The 17,460-nt window shown below is 49.0% G+C and carries 14 protein-coding genes; 2 read left to right on the top strand and 12 right to left on the bottom strand.

What is annotated here, in order from left to right:
• Positions 1 to 83: 83 nt before the first annotated feature.
• The gene (locus BFO_RS05715; protein ID WP_014224688.1) at positions 84 to 647 is read right to left on the bottom strand and encodes a cob(I)yrinic acid a,c-diamide adenosyltransferase; all 564 of its coding nucleotides are present in this window, start codon (positions 645 to 647) and stop codon (positions 84 to 86) included.
• Between the two features lie 5 nt (positions 648 to 652).
• Positions 653 to 1,615, bottom strand: a complete 963-nt coding sequence (locus BFO_RS05710; RefSeq protein ID WP_014224687.1) for a DUF5106 domain-containing protein — start codon at positions 1,613 to 1,615, stop codon at positions 653 to 655.
• A gap of 431 nt (positions 1,616 to 2,046) precedes the next feature.
• On the opposite strand from BFO_RS05710, the gene BFO_RS05700 reads away from it, so the two are divergent.
• Positions 2,047 to 7,710, top strand: coding sequence for a hypothetical protein (locus tag BFO_RS05700; protein WP_157755297.1), 5,664 nt, complete (start codon positions 2,047 to 2,049; stop codon positions 7,708 to 7,710).
• A gap of 139 nt (positions 7,711 to 7,849) precedes the next feature.
• Here BFO_RS05700 and BFO_RS05695 read toward each other — a convergent pair whose 3' ends face one another.
• The 9 genes from BFO_RS05695 to fabG all read right to left on the bottom strand — a co-directional run bounded on the left by BFO_RS05695 (position 7,850) and on the right by fabG (position 13,880).
• The gene (locus tag BFO_RS05695) at positions 7,850 to 8,107 is read right to left on the bottom strand and encodes a phosphopantetheine-binding protein (RefSeq protein ID WP_014224685.1); all 258 of its coding nucleotides are present in this window, start codon (positions 8,105 to 8,107) and stop codon (positions 7,850 to 7,852) included.
• An 18-nt stretch (positions 8,108 to 8,125) separates the two neighbouring features.
• The gene (locus BFO_RS05690; protein ID WP_014224684.1) at positions 8,126 to 8,758 is read right to left on the bottom strand and encodes a hypothetical protein; all 633 of its coding nucleotides are present in this window, start codon (positions 8,756 to 8,758) and stop codon (positions 8,126 to 8,128) included.
• Between the two features lie 12 nt (positions 8,759 to 8,770).
• Positions 8,771 to 9,967 carry a beta-ketoacyl-[acyl-carrier-protein] synthase family protein gene (locus tag BFO_RS05685; RefSeq protein ID WP_244262949.1) on the bottom strand — a complete coding sequence of 399 codons (1,197 nt, stop codon included), beginning with the start codon at positions 9,965 to 9,967 and terminating at the stop codon, positions 8,771 to 8,773.
• Positions 9,940 to 10,365 carry an acyl-CoA thioesterase gene (locus BFO_RS05680; RefSeq protein ID WP_014224682.1) on the bottom strand — a complete coding sequence of 142 codons (426 nt, stop codon included), beginning with the start codon at positions 10,363 to 10,365 and terminating at the stop codon, positions 9,940 to 9,942. The genes BFO_RS05685 and BFO_RS05680 overlap by 28 nt, the downstream gene beginning before the upstream one ends.
• Before the next feature lie 28 nt (positions 10,366 to 10,393).
• Positions 10,394 to 10,831: a FabA-like domain-containing protein gene (locus BFO_RS05675; protein ID WP_014224681.1), complete on the bottom strand. Its 438-nt coding sequence runs from the start codon at positions 10,829 to 10,831 to the stop codon at positions 10,394 to 10,396.
• 21 nt (positions 10,832 to 10,852) lie between these two features.
• Positions 10,853 to 11,938: a class I SAM-dependent methyltransferase gene (locus BFO_RS05670; RefSeq protein ID WP_041590711.1), complete on the bottom strand. Its 1,086-nt coding sequence runs from the start codon at positions 11,936 to 11,938 to the stop codon at positions 10,853 to 10,855.
• Entirely contained in the window at positions 11,916 to 12,824 is a 909-nt protein-coding gene (locus BFO_RS05665; protein ID WP_014224679.1) for an LpxL/LpxP family acyltransferase, read from the bottom strand. The genes BFO_RS05670 and BFO_RS05665 overlap by 23 nt, the downstream gene beginning before the upstream one ends.
• Before the next feature lies 1 nt (position 12,825).
• The gene (locus BFO_RS05660; RefSeq protein ID WP_014224678.1) at positions 12,826 to 13,071 is read right to left on the bottom strand and encodes an acyl carrier protein; all 246 of its coding nucleotides are present in this window, start codon (positions 13,069 to 13,071) and stop codon (positions 12,826 to 12,828) included.
• Between the two features lie 83 nt (positions 13,072 to 13,154).
• Positions 13,155 to 13,880 (bottom strand): 3-oxoacyl-ACP reductase FabG, encoded by a 726-nt coding sequence (gene fabG, locus BFO_RS05655; protein ID WP_014224677.1) that lies wholly within the window; start codon positions 13,878 to 13,880, stop codon positions 13,155 to 13,157.
• A 119-nt stretch (positions 13,881 to 13,999) separates the two neighbouring features.
• Between fabG and cysS the strand changes: the two genes are divergently transcribed.
• Positions 14,000 to 15,472: a cysteine--tRNA ligase gene (gene cysS, locus BFO_RS05650; RefSeq protein ID WP_041591150.1), complete on the top strand. Its 1,473-nt coding sequence runs from the start codon at positions 14,000 to 14,002 to the stop codon at positions 15,470 to 15,472.
• Positions 15,473 to 15,578: 106 nt separating this feature from the next.
• Here cysS and BFO_RS05645 read toward each other — a convergent pair whose 3' ends face one another.
• Positions 15,579 to 17,429 carry an alpha-1,3-galactosidase-related protein gene (locus BFO_RS05645; protein ID WP_014224675.1) on the bottom strand — a complete coding sequence of 617 codons (1,851 nt, stop codon included), beginning with the start codon at positions 17,427 to 17,429 and terminating at the stop codon, positions 15,579 to 15,581.
• Positions 17,430 to 17,460 lie beyond the last annotated feature (31 nt).

The following is a 17,460-nucleotide window of genomic DNA, read 5'->3' as shown; positions in this document are numbered from 1 at the left end:
AAAAACCTTATTTTACAGTTATTTACCTTTAAAGCCATCCCAAAAATGGGCTGAAATTTTCGGCAAAAATAAATGTTTATTTGTTAGCTGCAAGCGCTATCCCAAAGAATTTCGTCATTATTTTTACGGACACACTCATTTCGGCCGATGACAAACAGAAGGTCGGAGAGTCGATTCATAAAAATCAGCACAGGTTCTTCGACGGTTGTCGATTCGGTGAGACGGTAAATGCGTCGTTCGGCACGGCGACACACGGTACGACACACATGCGCCAAAGCCGATGTGCGGTTTCCTCCGGGCAAAACAAATCCGCGCATACGCGGTAGCTGCGTATCGTAACGATCAATCGCTTCTTCAAGACGACGGATACTCTCGGGAGTCACATTGCTTTCGATACGCAGGTCCGTCTGTGTCATATCGGTTGCCAAATAGGAACCCACGGTAAAGAGTTTGTGTTGGACAAAGCGGAGCAAGTCAGCCGTTTCCTGATCGTCCGTTTCGGCAATCAACAGTCCTATTTGGGAATTCAGTTCGTCGATCGTGCCGTAAGCTTCAAGACGGGGATGGGTCTTTGGGACGCGTACGCCTCCTACGAGCGAGGTCGTTCCTTTATCACCGCCACCGGTATATATTGGACTTTTTTTCATTCTGTTTATGATTGAGGGGTTTGCATTTCCTGTTGTGCCGGAGGATTGAGAATACTGTTCAGATACAATTCGATATACGGAAAGGCAACCTCCTTCATGACAACCTTATGCTCTTTATCAAGCAAATAAAGTGCCGGAAGAACACGCAACACATACGTTTGTCGTTGCAGGATATCAAGGTTCTTATCATACCCGTGTATCCACGTTTCAGGCATCTGAGGCAGATGCTCCTTCCACTGCTCTTCAGCCATATCGAGGTATATGGAAAGAACCGTAAGTTTTTTCTGCGCAATCATCTGCTTCACCGGCTGCGAAGCGTCAATCATCCGACTTACCTCACGCGCATTTTCCCAATCAAGGCCATAAAAAAAGACAAGCACAAAATCGGTCTTCAAGTCGTAAAGCGATCCCTGAGAGCCCTTCCCGGTCGTATAACGAATATCGGCAGCCTGCATGCCGGGACGGTTTTTCTGCACTTGTGCCAGCATCGCCCGAGGACGCGCTTTGCGATACGTATCCAAACTGTCTGATGCAACCATGTGCTCAAGTACGGGGATGAAATATTCTTCGTTTCGCATGGATGAGTTAGGATAGAAAAGAAATTGTTCCATCTTCGACGTAAAAAAAGCGTACATCGCACGATTTTTCTGTGCCTGATCGAGCAAACGTTTGATTCCGTCACAGGAAATCTGATACGAAGCATATGGGAAAACGGAAAGGAAATCGACGATCGCCTGTTCGGTGATCTTTGCCGCACTACCCACAAATGCCGTATCGGCAAAATCGAAATGATCCCAATAATGCATCGCCAAATACTCGGCACGTAGTCTCGGTTCAGTATAGACTGCCGGAACTTCGGCCTGTTTGAACGTTTTCCGCCCCGGTGCATCCGTCGACGTTCCACAGCCGGAAAACAGCATCAAGCCTGCCAATCCACACCCCGACAGAAGTAATCGTTTTTTCATCATCACACGTTTAAATCCTTTCCAATTTTATTTATATCATCGCGGGGACAAAGGTACGGGATAATTTCCAATATCCATTCAGAAAAATAAAGTTTTAAGTAACGGCTTTACCGGAAAGCGCCCTTTGCAAAAAGCCACCACCCACCATATTTTCAAAGATATACCACATTACACAATGCACATATGAGAAATAAATCCAATAAATGCTGAAATAAATTTCCTCGAGGAACTCTTTTGATTAAAAATAAAATATATTAAATATTGCAAATATATTGGCTTGGCTGAAAAAATAGCATACTTTTGTATAATATTATAAGCCCCATTATAAGCCCCAAAAAGCAACCTGTCTTTTGACAAATTCAATTCAGTCAAAAAATGATTAAAACGAGATAAATAAAACAAGATACAAACATCAATTAAAATATCAAAACAGAATGAAAAGAAAAAGTACTCACAATTTGAATGCTCCTTTTTTTTGCTTATGGCGAAAAAGCCGGACATCCTTACTGCTCTGCATGCTTTTGCTTTCCACAGCAATTGCGACACAAGCCCAAAAGGTAAATTGGACATCAGGTTACCCAAAACTGGACGAAGTACCTTTAGTGATGCTTGAAGATGAACGTGCGTTATTAATACGCTTTACTCCTCTGAATGCAGATATTAACAACGCAACCATCGAAATTACGCTCCCCCCACAGGTAGACTTCGGGGCCATCAGTGGAACGAGGGTACTGACCTCAACGCCTCTGAACATATCCAACACTTTCGGAGGGGCTTTGGCTACAGGCAGAACTGCGTCCATCGCTATCACCTCAAATGGAAACAAATTACTGCGCAACACGGAAGTAGAAATTCACGTCAACGTAAAAGCCGTTTCGTGCGGAACACCCGGAGCAGCGAATTTCGACATTCAGGTTAAAGCCGGAGCAACGAATGTAATGGACGGACAAAAGACGATAACAACAAATAGGGTAAAACCAAGTATTGCTATCGTATCGACCGATGGAACGATTAATTTCCCGACCCAGGCAAGTGTCAATACCGTTACGTATTATCTCAAGACAAATACAGCGAATAAGGCTTCTTCGGCGAAAGTTACGTTTACGACAGACCTCGTAACCACACTTTCCGACTTCAAGCTCAAAGGTGTCCCCTTTACTCCGGTCGAAGCGACGGTCGGCGGCAAGAAGACCTATACGTATGCATTCACACCCTCTGCGTTAGGAAGCAAGATCGATGATACGAATGACAAAGTCATTACCTTTCAAGGGGCCTCTACCGGCTGCGGCTCGCACCTTGTTGAGGCAAGCGTGCAATACCCGCACGATTCGGATTGTACCACGGCAACAGGCTCTTCCGTCACGCTGGCATTCCCGTCTCCTCCCCTGCCCAATATGGAACACATTAGCACAACCTACGTCAATCATGCCGATGCTCCTATCACCAGCCCCCAAGTCAACATGGACGGGACAACGCCAACCATCGTGAAAACGACGTTTCGGAATACGGGGGGAAGCGCACGTAACATCCGGTTGCATTTCCGCAACTACGGATCATATAATTATCTTGACATCTCCGATATTTATATGCAAGTAGAAGGAGGTCCCAAACGTAAGATCACAGCCAGTGAAATTACCGAAGCATCGAACAAAACCAACGGTGAGACATTTGGCTATCTCAAACCAAGTGCTCTTGGAAAACCGTATGCAATACATATCCTCATTCCCGAAGAAGTTCCGGCAGGCAAAACGATTACGTTCTGGGTGCCTACGATCAACGGAGATATTTATGACAATACCACCCGTAATGTTTATCATAACTATGGAACAAATACCATCAACGGAATAACAAGCAATATCATTCAAGTTAAAAGTCCTTGTGGTGATGATGGCATTGCCCTGGCCCAAGCTTTCCGAATTGTTTATCTGAATGCTCCGCATTATCGTGAGTTGCCGCCGAGCCTGAGTTTAAAAGGAGGACAGACCAAAAAACAGACTGTTTTCATCGCCCCCGGTTCTACGAATGAAGCAATAACAGAATTTCATGTTAAGACCCCTGCCTGGCTTACGATTTTAAGTATGAAGATAACGAGTAACAGCGATGGCACCGGAGTGCTGTATGGACAAGCCACCGTCGCTCCGGGGGCCACGCACGCATCCGTATCAATTCAGAACCGGGGGAATCAAGGGACGGCTTACCTGCATGTGGAATATAAAGCCGCCCCGTGCGGATTGAATGTAAATCAAACGGACCAAGTACATTATTGGGCAAACCAGAAATGGGGCGCCCAAACGCTCGAGAAAATAAGCCAGGTTTTTCAAGAAGCCATACACACCTGCGATATTGTGGGCATATCGTTCGATGAATTTTATTCTCGCAGAACATCCAAAGGATTGAAAGATACAAATAACGACAGAGTGCCGGACGATGGCTCCGTAGCTCCCGACAATGAAATACGGCATGACCTCTTCGTGGCCGAAGACGAAGGATACTTCTACTGGAAAGGTACGATTCAGGCACCAGGTGGGTATAAATACATCGATATGCCGGTCAAGGCCGTAGGATTCCGGTTCGATTCGAACGTCGTACCCGATCCCCAAAACGCAACGGTCACGCTCAACGGAACACCGGCAGCCGGTCAGGTAACTTTTGCAAGATCAACAATCAATACGGGCTACTTCCGTTATCATTATCCAGCCGGCTTAACAACCCACACAATCGTCGAAATCAAAGTCCCCTTTAAGATACGATCCGGCACCAACAATCCTAACAGTATGGATTCCGAATTATATGTAAGCGCCACTCCTGTGAGCAACCCGCTGAACAGTGCAACGGATCCTGCCCGTAAAGGGAAAGAAAAAGCATCGTTACCCATCGGTACATACAACCTCGACCGGCTGAACTGGTGGAATAACGATGCCATAGAAGAATCGTTCCCCGACAACAATCCCAAAGGACCTTTCTCGCTTGGGTATACCGATATTTTCCACAGTGGAAAATTCCCGTCTCCCTACTTCCCCAAGGAAGTACGCTTCCATGAATACCTGGAGAAACTCGAATTCAAACTACCCAAAGGATATCGCATTATCGATCCTCTGACAATACAGTATTATAATGGATCAGGGCCGATTGAAAATACAACCTTAGCCCCTGCAAGTTCGACGGGAGGGCATATGATTTATGACGTAAAAAATTTGTATGACCTGACGTACGATGGTTCCGGAGCATTGCAAGCGGGCAAATGGCAACGGCCCGACGATTTCTGGCGGCTTACGACGCGCGGTAAAATTAAGGCATTACCCTCAGCTAAGCGCGATGCAAGTATCATGAAACGTATCTCAACGTGGAAGAATCCGAAAACCGGACAAACCCACACGCATGTACGTGATGTCACGTTTAAATATACCGGGCCGGGCAATTCGCTCGAAGTTTCCGTCCCCGAGGTACCGGCCTATGGCCCTACCGTCAGTAGTCCGGCACTCACCGTAACAAACCAGACAAGCAATCCGATACAGGATATGTGGTTTTATTTCGAAGGAAATATCAGCGACGTTAAACTAAAAGATGCCGACGCCGGAACGATTTATAACGGTACCGGACTGGGAAATCGTTGGGTAAAAGTAGCTAATGTTCCCGGCACGGCTTCAAAGACCTTCGAGATGAGTTACACCTATAATTTCAACGACTGTACGGGCGATAAAGTGAAGGTATATACCGGTGCAGGTTTCAACAGTGCATGGACTCCGAACACAGATGCTCCGCTCGATCCGGAGGGCGATAATTTTTCGGCCATCGATTCGTTCATTATCAAACCATCGGCCGATGCTACAGTAGCAGGAAGTATCACAGCTGTTCGAGATACGTTCAAACACGAATCGGTAGAGCCGTATACAATCAAAGTGAATTTTACGACCGCGACTTCCACAGGCGCACTTAAAAACCCAGAGATGAAAGACTTTACCGTTCCTTCCGGACAAGTCTATAAAGCCGGAAGCGCACGCCTTGAATATCCCACAGGTACACTAACCCCCATTCCTGCTGCGCTGGAAGCTGCTCTCGTTGCCGCATTCGGGGCCGGAGAAGATGCGGAACGGACGATCGCTTCGATTAAACTCGCCGACGCCAAAGGAAGTGATATCATCCTGCCGGGGAACCTCGATACAGAGGCGACAGATGCCGACCGGACAGCCAGCATCGTCATGGAATTTAATGCCAAATGTAATACCGATTTTACGGGGATACAATATAAAGGACAGATTGCCGGCATGTCACCCTGCGGAACGGTTGCAGCCGGGAGCGGCACTCATATCGTTTCACGGAAACTGTATCCGAACGTAACATACAATTATCTGTTCGAAGACATCAAGATTGCTCCGGTATCCGGCACGCATGCCTTCAACGAGATTCAGACACAGGACACCCTCAAACTAACGATCAAAAAGATTACAGGGACCGTCAACACTATGGTGCCAACCGATCATTTGATGCTCCGGATGCCCAAAGAACTGAACGTCGAGGGAGACTCAATCTTCTATCGGGGCTCCGGTTCCATGAGCGGACTAGCCAAACGTGATACGATCACATACAAGGACAGTGTTGATGCTCAGGGCGTGCGCTACGTCAGACTGCCCATGCCCATCAATGAGTACAATGCGGCTGCTAACAAGGGAGTCGGTGCTGAAATCACTTGCCATGTACCTGTTAAGTATACCCCTAACGGTCACTCACGCAAAGATAACCCGGTCGATTCGATTATCGCTTCGGTCAATATCTACGCCATATTCGGAAGCTGTCCGCCCATCGTCGTACCCGTCGGTACCGGAAAAGACAGCATTGGGCTCTTTACAGCCAAAGAAATCCCGGCGCGCCTGTATGTAGGCGAACTTGACACAATCGAAATACTCAGCGCCGGATTCGGAGGTAGCTGGTATCTCGAAAAGGCAGGAGGAATATTGCAGCATACCGGGAAGAAATGGCCGCATGCTCCTACCGACTCGACGAAGCTCGGAGAACTGATGTACTACTTCACTCCCGTAATCGACGGTCATAATTTTGGCGGACGACTGCCTTATCCCGTAAAGATATGGATCCACCCATGGTTTATTCGCAACCTCGACCCGATGAAGTATATCTGTAAAGACCATGATACGCTCTTCGTCAAAGGTGGCGGAATGGACATCAAATATCAGTGGTTCCATGAAGGCAGTGCGATCGCAGGTGCCACGGACACCAGCCTGATTGTGCGTAAACCCGGCAAATATCACGTAGAAATTACCGATACGGTGCCCGAAACTGTCAGTTCCGATACGATGGAGGTATATTTCCGTGAAATCCCCGCGTTCATCAAAGACTTGCCTCTCCACGCACGCGAATGCGACAATTGGCGATACCTGCTGAGCGTAGAAACGACTGGAAAATTCATGACTTATCAATGGTACAGAAACGGTCTGCCTATACCGGGAGCAACAAAGAACAGTTACTATGCACTGGCCAAAGACTCATCGGCGTTCTTCCGCGTATCGGTCAAGAATCCCTGCGGTGACAGTATTGTAAGTAACCAGTGTTACCTCAGCTTCTGCGACGAAAAGATCGACGGGATCAATCGCCTTATCGAATTGATCGTACCGCCATCGGCCGAGACCAACCCCCGACCGGGACAGCTGATTTTCGTAAAAAGCCAGCAAGACTTTACGTTTACGATCAAGGCGAAAAACGGATACAGCCTGAAATATGCGACGGTTACGACCGACAGTCCCATCTGGAACGAACAAGGCGGCATTAAACGAACAATACTTTCGGACAGTGTCATGGAGGTAACGATTCTTACCGTTACCCGAAATCTGAAAGTAACCGTATCAGGGGTCAGTCCGGTAGGCAATCAGGAAATCATCAGAAAGGTATCAAGAGCCTGGGCGTATGAAGGGAAAATCTACGTGGAGACCGATCGTCCTACCACGGTTTATGTCTTCACCACCATGGGCCATCTCTACCGACGTGAGAAAGTACAAGCGGGACTGACCACGTTCGATGCACCCCAACCGGGCGTATACTTTGTCAAATTCGATAATGGATACTCCGGCAAGATTTTAATCGAATAACGATAGTCATACTTTTCCGGGCACACGCTTCTCATAAGCTTATCGGGACAAAAAAAGTCATTTTTTAAGAGGGTGTATCAAAACGCGATGTTTAGGTACATCCTCTTTAGTTTAGGTTCATCCGTGTCACTCCTTGTGGCTACTTTGTACGATGTGCCCGTACGTATTCGGCCATCGTACGCACGGATTTGAAAATCTCTTTGCCTTGCGCGGGATCTTTGAATTTAATGCCGTAGTTCTTCTCGAGCAATACAATCAGTTCAAGCGCGTCGATCGAGTCGAGTCCCAACCCGCCGCCGAAAAGTTCACTGTCGTCTCCAATATCTTCAGGCTTCACTCCTTCGAGGTTCAGTACCTTGATCAATTCGTTTTTAAGTTCTAAAATCAGTTCATCCATTGTTTTTTAATTGAGTTATTATCTAAATAATTCGGTCAAATCTCCTGCTGTAAGCGGCAAAGATGACCGTTTGTCAGTAATAGGTTCGTTGTCTGTCGAACAGAGAAATATACGTCCGTCGAATGTATGGCTGTCCACTTCCGTCCATCCTGCCAGCACGTACCGCATGCCGGTAGCTGTCAGTGCGTCGTTAACGATGTCACAAATCGTTTCCGGTCGAAAGGCAGGGAGCACATAAAACATCGTTTCGCCGAAGATCTTGTTTCGGATAGCGATTTCACCCGTCACGATATTGGGCAGCGTATAGACAAATTCGGCCGGAGAAGGGAAAAAATTCTCTTCGTCGCGAATCGTTTCCTGATACGCCGCATCGGCTTCGAGCGACGCGCCGCGGTTGAAGAGTACGATGCCCATGTCTTCCTTCGGCTGTTCACGATCGAACCCTTTCAGCAGCCATTCCGAGGCAAGAAAGCCGAGCTTCGAGAGCGCATCCATCTTATAAAACTTGCGGTAGTCGATTTGGAGACAGCGATACGCGGCTGCAAAGAAATCACGCATCGGGAAATGTTCCGGATCGGGAACAAAACACATCGTGCCGTTCAGCCTCACTCCTTCGGGGTTTATCGTACAATATGCATTTATATAATTCATTCTTTCATCGTATTAATTGGGTACATATTTTGTGAATAGCAGTGCGGCATTGCATCCTCCGAAGCCCGAAAGCATCTTGACGCACCGGCGGCGCGTTGTCGTCTGCGTTTCGGACGTGACACGAAGCGGACGTGTAACCCCGAACGTCTCGAAGCCATATGTCTTTAAGACGATCCCCTCGCGAAGAGCTCGGATGGAGATGACGCTCTCTAACACGCCTGCCGCGCCGAGCGTATGCCCGAAATATCCTTTCAGGCTATTGACTGGGACATCGACCAGTCCGGCGCGTGTCAAAGCAATAGACTCCATCTCGTCGTTATAAGGCGTAGCCGTACCGTGGGCGTTGACAAAGGCCACTTCGCCGGATGAAACCTCTTTAAGGATATGACGCATGGCAAGGTAACTTCCTTCACCCGTACGTGAAGGACCTGAAATATGATTGGCGTCATTGCGGACAGCTCCAGCCGTTAGAAGAACATCGCCCGCATCTACCTCCTCCGCACGACATTCGGTCAGGATGAGGGTTGCCGCAGCCTCTCCGAGGTTCAACCCACAACGATCACGGTCGAAAGGCTTGCATACCTCTTGTGACAAGGCCTTGAACGATTGAAAGCCCGAAATCACAAAGCGCGATAGCATATCGGCGGCAACGACGATGACATGGTCGCATCGTCCCGCACGTAATTCACGCTGTGCGGCTATCAGCGCCGCAGCTCCGGAGATACACGCATTCGAGACAACCAGCGGCGGATTCGTATTTCCGAAAAAGCCGGCAATCCGCTCGGCCGACCACCAAAGAAAGACCTGTTCAGCTTCATAACCGAAGCGTTCATGCTCGTCGAGAAGATAAACATTGCCTTTCGTCGTCGAGAAGATAAAGAGCACCCGCTTGTCAGCCGCATCGATAGCGGCCGTTTTCAGAGCCCCGGCTACTGAAACGATGGCAGCCATTTCCAGCTTTGTGTAATTTGCCTTCGTGGCAGAAGGCATATATTCGGTCTCAGTCTCCACGAAAGCCGCGTTCAAGGCTGTGTCATCGATCTCCGAGGCCATAAACGGTTCGGGCAATCCGAATCGCTGGCGGTAAAGACGCAATCCGGTCCGGCCCTGCTTCACATTCCGGTAGTTCTCCTCGGCGGTGAAGCCCAGCGCAGAAACCACGTTATCTCCCGTACATACCGTCATAACTGACCGTATTTCTTTTTCCATACTTCATAAAACGGCGGGTTCGTCCACATCAATTGGTATTCGCGGTCGAGGAAGACTTGTGTCGAGGAGCCGGTAGCGATCAGACTGTCGTCGTCAATCAGCCGAATTTCGTAGTCGAAAATCACCTTGGCCGCAGGGGTGTTACGGTAGGTGATGTCGATGCGTGCACGTTGTCCGTAGAGCAACGGTTTCTTATATTGAAAGTTCAGATCAACGAGCGGCGCAAAGTATTCGTTGGCAATATACTCGTGATAACTCAGCCCGAAAACCCGTCCGAACTCTTCGCGGGCATCCTCGAAATAAAGCGCGTAAGAGCCGTGCCAAACGATGTTCATCGAGTCTACCTCACTGAACCGTACATCAAATTCTTTCGATGCTTTTAATACCTTCTCCATCATATTTCTTTATTTATGGTACACTTATACCCTACGACGCCGTCTGATCCGTCAGGAATATTTTCATCGAACCCGAAGCAATCACTTCGTCACCCACTTCCACCTTGATTTCGACAAGCGAAGTAGAGAAAATTTCTTCCTTCACTTCAACCGTTGTTGTCAGCACCTCTCCAACGAGGGGTACACGAACGATCGTTATTCCTCTAATGGCACCGATAAAGCCCACCCTGACCATACCGTCACTTTGCAACTCCGTCCGGGCACGATAGCCCATGCGTGCAGCGCATGTCTGAGCCATATTCTCAATCAATCCGGCTTCTTCCATACGGCCACCGAAGCAAAACAGATTCTCTTCCCGTACCATGAAAGAGCTTCGAGTGCTCGTCTTATCATAATGCGTCAATTCATCGACCATCACGAAAGGCAGTCGTTGCGGCAACAATTGAAGGATGCCGAAATCTTTAATCATCTGATGAGCGTATAAAATATATCATGCTTTCCGGCAAATCAGTATAGAGTGCCCGCTTTTCAGTCCGTCGTGAATCGTCTCGACCGTCAATCCTCCGGCTTCGATGCAGCGGATCAGATCGTCGGAATGATACATCTTGCTGTTTCCGTTAGCCATCACCGTGAAATAGAGACTGATCTGGGTCAGGCAATATGCGGCCACATCGTTAGCCTGCCGATCCCACAGCGTTTCCATGATAAATAACCGGGCATGTTCATCCATCGAGGCAGCCGCGCGCTGAACGATACTCGTAATTTCCGCCTCCGAGAAGCAATCCAGAAACTGACTCATCCAGATGGCGTCGAAGCCTTGCGGAAAAGGCGCGTCGGGATTCAACAAATCGATCTCATAACCGTCGATGCGTGCCGCACCGTCTTTATCGCCAATTTGTTGCTTCATCATGCCGATCTGCTGCGGCAGGTCCATAATCGTCACGTGGACATCGTCATTATAATCTACACAACGGAGCGCCCATCGGCCCGTATTCCCGCCCACATCGAGCAAACGTGCGGGGGAGTGTGAAAAGACGATCTTCAGCGCCTCATCGAACGAATGGTCGGAATAATAGTGGTCGAACCGAAACCAACTCTTCTGCACCTCGTCAGGAAGTGAAGACAATCCTTCATAAATCGTCTTCCACGACCCGAACACTTTCAGACCTTCGGGCTTGCCGTTGAGCAAGGCTTCTTCCATATGATACAGGCCGAGGTAATTCACATCGTGGTTAAAATCCATATTGACCGACATAAGCGGATCGGTGAGCAGCAACCAGCCGATCTTGGAGAGCACAAACCGCCCATCGACATATAAGACCGTTTGTGCCGTAAGAGAAGCCTCCAGCAATACCTGAACGGCATAATGCGACAAGTTAGTCGCAGCAGCGACTTCGTCGAGGGTCAGTCCGTTCTTGGTCTCATCCAGCAACCGGAAGATGCCGAATTTTACCATCAGCCGCGATACCTGAAACGTCACAGGGGCAAACGCAATTTCGTGTGCCCGTCGTTGCGCCTCAAGAATACCTGTCCGTTCTTTCGTATATTTCTTTTCAAGCGCAGGAAACATGTTCATCTTTCCAGAAATTATAAAAGTTAAACCACTGTTCGGGATATTTTTTTACGATACACTCCAGCTCGTGAGCGAAAGTGCGGGTCATCGACTCGATCTGTTCGCGTTTCGAACGTTCTGCCGGCACAGAGATACGCACGATGCGGATGCGGTATTGCGACGTCTTCGTTTTCAAGGCAAACATGGCCAGCACGGGCACATCGAACTGCCGCGCAAGAACGAATGCCCCGATCGGGAAGTCGGCCTTGCCGTTCAGGAAGTCACATTCGACGCTTTTGCTGCTGCCGAAAGTGCGGTCGCACGGCATGCTGACCATCTCGCCGTCTTTCAGCGCTTCGTTGATCAGAAAGATATGAGACATATCTTCCGAAACGGGTATCGTGCGAATGTTATTACGTTCCAGTATCTTTGTCCGGTTCTTTTGTACCTCTTGAGCTTCGCCTCCGTATATCAAACAGTTGATCCGTTTCTTCTGCTGTCGCAGAAGGTAGCCGCATAATTCGGGATTCCCCACGTGGGCACCGGCCACAATACAACCATGTGGGTTCTCCAGCATCGAGATGAACAAATCATTGTCGGGACTGTCAATCTTGAAATTCTTCTGTCCCGCATAGACGGCGAAGCGATCGAGCATCGCCTGTCCGAAAACAAAATGATTACGGTAGGTGTAAAAAAATGATTTCAAGGGCGAATAGCCATGCTGCCATCGGAAATAACGATAAATCGACAAATATCCCTTGCGACGAAAAAGCATATAGAACGGAACGACAAACGCGAGAATGACATATCCGACACGGACATTCACGACAGAGAAGGTAATCTTCATCGCTTTTTGCCCCAAAGTGGTGCCTCCGGTCACTCCTTCCCATTCTCTTTCTTTTCCGCGCATCTCAGCCTCTTACCTTCGACTCGATGTAATCGTAAAATTCTTTTACCGTAAGTACGTTCGCCATCTCTTCAGGTTTAATTTTGAAACCGAACGTTTTTTCTACGATGACAACGATATCGACAAAATCAAGGCTGTCTAATCCCAAATCGTCTTTCAGCAGAGCATCGTCGCGAATCAGATCGGCTTCGATCTCCATCTCTTCGATCAAAAACTGATTGACTTTCGATTCTATTTCTCTTCTTTCCATATATCTCTCTTAATTCTCGTTCTATCTTTTGTTGTTTGTTGGGTGTTATTTGCAAATGTATCGCACAGGCAGCTGAATAAGGGTCAGAACACTCCTCCGTTGATTGAAATCACTTCGCCGGTGATGTAAGCGGCCTCGTCGGAGGTGAGAAAGCTGACGAGCGAAGCGACTTCCTCGGGCTTTCCGAACCGTCCCAGCGGAATATTCTTCTTCAGCTCCGCTTCGTCCAAGTCTTTGGTCATGTCCGTCATGATAAACCCCGGAGCAATGGCATTGACTGTTACTTTTCGCGGTGCCACCTCCTGAGCCAGCGCTTTCGTCGCACCGATAACGGCAGCCTTGGCTGCCGAATAGTTCGTCTGTCCCGGCATCCCTTTCAGGCCTGAAAGAGATACGATATTCACGATGCGCCCGTCGCGCTTGATCAGCATATCTTTCAATACACGCCGCGTGACAAAGAAAAATCCGTTCACCGAGGTATCCAGCACGTTCCGCCACTGCGCATTCTGCATGAAAATCATCATGGCATCCTGGCGGATACCGGCATTGTTGACCAGAATACCGACATAATCGTCGGGATGATTGTCCGCCCAGCCTTCAAGCGCCTTGTCGACGGATACTTCGTCCGATACGTCGAAAGGCAGCAGTTCTGCCGTCCCACCGTTCGCCTCGATAAGTGCTTTTGTCTCGTTGGCTGCGGCTTCATTCGATGCATAGTTGATAATGACCGGATACCCTTTTGCGGCCAACGCCGTGCAGATAGCCCGGCCAATGCCTCGCGAGCCTCCCGTAACTAATGCGTATTTCATATAAAACCATTATCTTCTAAACCTGTACCGTAAGATGAATGCAAAAGTATGAAAAAAAAACGATATTCGGAAAACCGGAAATAATATTTACCTTTGTACCTCTTAAACATCAAAGAGATATGGACAATCGACGAAAACTTGTTTTATACAACACTCTTTCACGGAAGAAAGAAGTATTCGAACCGCTTCACTCTCCGCACGTGGGCATGTATGTCTGCGGCCCCACGGTATACGGTGATCCGCACCTTGGCCACGCGCGGTCGGCCATCACCTTCGACATTCTGTTTCGTTATTTGAAACACCTCGGATATAACGTGCGTTACGTACGCAACATCACCGATGTCGGTCATCTCGAACATGACGCGGACAGCGGTGACGATAAAATTGCCAAGAAGGCACGGCTCGAACAGCTCGAACCCATGGAGGTGGTGCATTACTACACGTTGCGTTACCATAAAGCGATGGAACTGCTGAACGTACTTTCACCGAGCATCGAGCCTTATGCCTCGGGACATATCATCGAACAGATCGCACTGGTAGAGAAGATTCTGGAGAACGGATATGCATACGAAAGCGAAGGGTCGGTCTACTTCGATGTCGCGAAATATAACAAAGACCATCGGTACGGCATCCTCTCGAACCGCAACATCGACGATATGCTCAACACCACGCGCGAATTGGACGGGCAGCAGGAGAAACGCAACCCGGTCGATTTCGCGCTGTGGAAGAAGGCGCAACCCGAACATATCATGCGCTGGCCTTCGCCGTGGGGCGACGGTTTTCCAGGCTGGCACTGCGAATGTACGGCGATGGGAAAGAAATACCTTGGCGAGCATTTTGACATCCACGGCGGCGGCATGGACCTGATCTTCCCCCATCACGAGTGTGAGATCGCGCAGGCTATCGCTTCGCAGAGACACGACATGGTACATTACTGGGTACACAATAATATGATCACCTATGAAGGGCAGAAGATGGGCAAATCGCTTGGCAATGCCATCACCCTGACGGAATTTTTTACAGGCAATCATCCGTTACTTGCCAAGGCATACACACCTGTCACGATACGTTTCTTCATCCTTCAGGCACATTACCGCAGCACGGTCGATTTCAGCAATGAAGCGCTTCAAGCTTCCGAGAAAGGATTGGAACGCCTGTTCGAGGCCTGCAGCCGCCTGCAGAAACTGAGCCCCTCGAACGTCTCGACCGTCGACACGAAAGGGCTGCGCGAGAAGTGCGAAGAGGCCATGTGCGACGATATGAACACCCCTGTCGTGATTTCCCATCTGTTCGATGCGTGCAAAGCCATCAACACCGTACACGACGGCAAAGGCACCATAACAGCCGATGAACTGGAGGAGCTGAGCTCCGTCTTCCGCCTCTTTATCGAAGACATCCTGGGACTTCGCGATACGGCTGCCTCGAACGAAACGAACGAGGCTTACCGCAAAGCGATCGACCTGCTCCTCTCCATCCGTCAGCAGGCCAAACAAAACAAAGACTGGACTACGAGCGATCGCATACGCAACGAGATGGCGGCACTCGGATTCGTCGTGAAAGACACGAAGGACGGCTTCGAGTGGAGCTTATAACACCCTCTATACGGAATAGGATGGCGGCTTGACAGGCAGATTTCTTTTCTGCTTATCAAGCCACCGCTATTTTTTCATCCTTCTTACGAACTACGAAGTGATGCCTTTATCGAATGTTTACCGCATCCTTTGGGGAACGGTTGATCAGAATATCCCGCATAGGATCGAAGTCTTTGCCGAAATGGTTGCTTTCGAGCGTCACGTTCCGCACTTTCTCGAAGAAGAAGAGATGTGTATTCCAATGAAACGGCTCGTACTTCGTGTTGTATGTCACCTTATTGTTGCGGAAAATAATGCCGTCGGTCGATTTGGCGTACAACAGCGGGTGGTCGAATATCTCGAACAGATTGTCTTCGACCACAATACCCGAATGAAACAGATGCTCCTGCCCGTCCAGATCGGGTATTTCCGGATAGATCGAGATGACGGCGTTCGTAAATTGATAGCTGCCGGCCAGCGCATTGACAAACGTATTGTTCCGAATCGTTACCTCCTTGCATGCGCCCGTCTCGTACCATCCGTTGCAATCGCCGCAGAGCAGAATCGCCGTGCCGTGAGGATGGTCGAACAGGTTGTTTTCGCAGACGACGCGACGCGGCGTGCTGAACAAAGCACCTCGTGCACGGTTGTTTCGCACGATGTTATCCGCGAAAACCACTTCGGGCGTCCATGTCAGGTTCTCCATGCCATATTTCCCTGCTTCCGAGATTTCCGCCGGCAAGGTATCGGCAAAAGTGATTTCGAACACTTTCGCCCCGGTCTCCGTCGGTTGGTCAATCGGCTTGATCGACCGGATTGTGTGGATATGGTTCCCCACCGTCTCCATCCGTTCCGACTCGACGAACTGCACGCTGTCTCCCGGTTCGCCCCATTTGAAACCCCAGGCTTGAGGGTGCATATAACGCGCATGAAGCGTATGATCGTCCATACGACGTGTAACTCGCAGATAGGTGCCATGCACATTGATGGCATCGTCGGCCATGTTCTCATACAAGCCGTTTTTAGAGACGATCACGCCTTTGCATCCCGAAAAATGAGTCGCATCGGCCTGCGTGGTGAAAAAGCGCGGGTCGTCATCGCTCCGAAGACAAACGCTAAATCTATCCAGGATGATATTTTTGCTCATCTGTGCCAATAATCCCATTCCTTCGGCGTAGCGGATGCGAATGTTTTCGAGCGTCGTATTTATACATTCGCTCACGAAGATACCCGGGGTAGGCCTGTGGCCAGAACGCAGTACAAACCGCTCTCCGTGAGTGGTATAAGCCGTTTGATCCCATCCTTTGATGAGGAAGGTATCGGGCGAGATTTCCGTTACGGATTCCGGTCGGAAACCTACGTCCTGTCGCTTGTATGCAAGCCGCTTGTCGGATGCAAAAGGCATTGCAAACGTCGGAACGATCTCAAAACCCTCGCCCGAAAGTACCAATCGGCCATCTTCGATGCGGTAATATCCCGACGGATAAATGGCCGCCTTTGTTTCGTTCCGCGCTCTGTTTACGTCGAGGACCTGCAATTGCCGCAAAGCAGGAACGGCAAAATCGACGGAGAAGTTCTTCAACGTAATGTTCTTTCCGTTCAACAATGCAAACGGGATCATCCGACCGTGAAAAATAAATTCGGAACCTTGTCCGTCGAACGTAATATTCTGCAGATGTTCAAACGCGAACCCCACCCGCTTGGGATTGTCCTGATCGTGATTCGAGATATAATACTCGCGTACGAAAGCGCCGTCCTCGTAGAAATGATACGTTCCGGCAGGGAATGCAACGGTCAAATGAGCCGTATCGGTACGCGACTGCAGGTAAGCAATCAATTTGGAGGCTGCATCAGACGCGTTGTCCTGTGTGTCGGGCAAGATCCCGAAACGATCGAACGAGACGGTGGAAGGCTTTTGCTGCGTACAGCCGGCATGGCACAAAAGCAATCCCAACAAGAGTATCCTTGTTTCTTTCATCCAATTCTGTTTTATTTAGTTTCTAAGCGAA

The sequence above is a fragment of the Tannerella forsythia 92A2 genome, from assembly GCF_000238215.1.
Taxonomy (GTDB): Bacteria; Bacteroidota; Bacteroidia; order Bacteroidales; family Tannerellaceae; genus Tannerella; species Tannerella forsythia.
Note: the sequence above shows the minus strand (reverse complement) of the source record. Positions and strands in the feature narration are given on the sequence as shown.

Bases quoted from the DNA above. Each gene is read 5' to 3' on its own strand.
- BFO_RS05645 (WP_014224675.1), bottom strand. From the start codon at position 17,429: ATGAAAGAAACAAGGATACTCTTGTTGGGATTGCTTTTGTGCCATGCC.
- BFO_RS05670 (WP_041590711.1), bottom strand. From the start codon at position 11,938: ATGAACATGTTTCCTGCGCTTGAAAAGAAATATACGAAAGAACGGACA.
- BFO_RS05675 (WP_014224681.1), bottom strand. From the start codon at position 10,831: ATGATTAAAGATTTCGGCATCCTTCAATTGTTGCCGCAACGACTGCCT.
- BFO_RS05690 (WP_014224684.1), bottom strand. From the start codon at position 8,758: ATGAATTATATAAATGCATATTGTACGATAAACCCCGAAGGAGTGAGG.
- BFO_RS05685 (WP_244262949.1), bottom strand. From the start codon at position 9,967: ATGGAAAAAGAAATACGGTCAGTTATGACGGTATGTACGGGAGATAAC.
- BFO_RS05695 (WP_014224685.1), bottom strand. From the start codon at position 8,107: ATGGATGAACTGATTTTAGAACTTAAAAACGAATTGATCAAGGTACTG.
- BFO_RS05710 (WP_014224687.1), bottom strand. From the start codon at position 1,615: ATGATGAAAAAACGATTACTTCTGTCGGGGTGTGGATTGGCAGGCTTG.
- BFO_RS05715 (WP_014224688.1), bottom strand. From the start codon at position 647: ATGAAAAAAAGTCCAATATATACCGGTGGCGGTGATAAAGGAACGACC.
- BFO_RS05680 (WP_014224682.1), bottom strand. From the start codon at position 10,365: ATGATGGAGAAGGTATTAAAAGCATCGAAAGAATTTGATGTACGGTTC.
- BFO_RS05660 (WP_014224678.1), bottom strand. From the start codon at position 13,071: ATGGAAAGAAGAGAAATAGAATCGAAAGTCAATCAGTTTTTGATCGAA.
- cysS (WP_041591150.1), top strand. From the start codon at position 14,000: ATGGACAATCGACGAAAACTTGTTTTATACAACACTCTTTCACGGAAG.
- BFO_RS05700 (WP_157755297.1), top strand. From the start codon at position 2,047: ATGAAAAGAAAAAGTACTCACAATTTGAATGCTCCTTTTTTTTGCTTA.
- fabG (WP_014224677.1), bottom strand. From the start codon at position 13,880: ATGAAATACGCATTAGTTACGGGAGGCTCGCGAGGCATTGGCCGGGCT.
- BFO_RS05665 (WP_014224679.1), bottom strand. From the start codon at position 12,824: ATGCGCGGAAAAGAAAGAGAATGGGAAGGAGTGACCGGAGGCACCACT.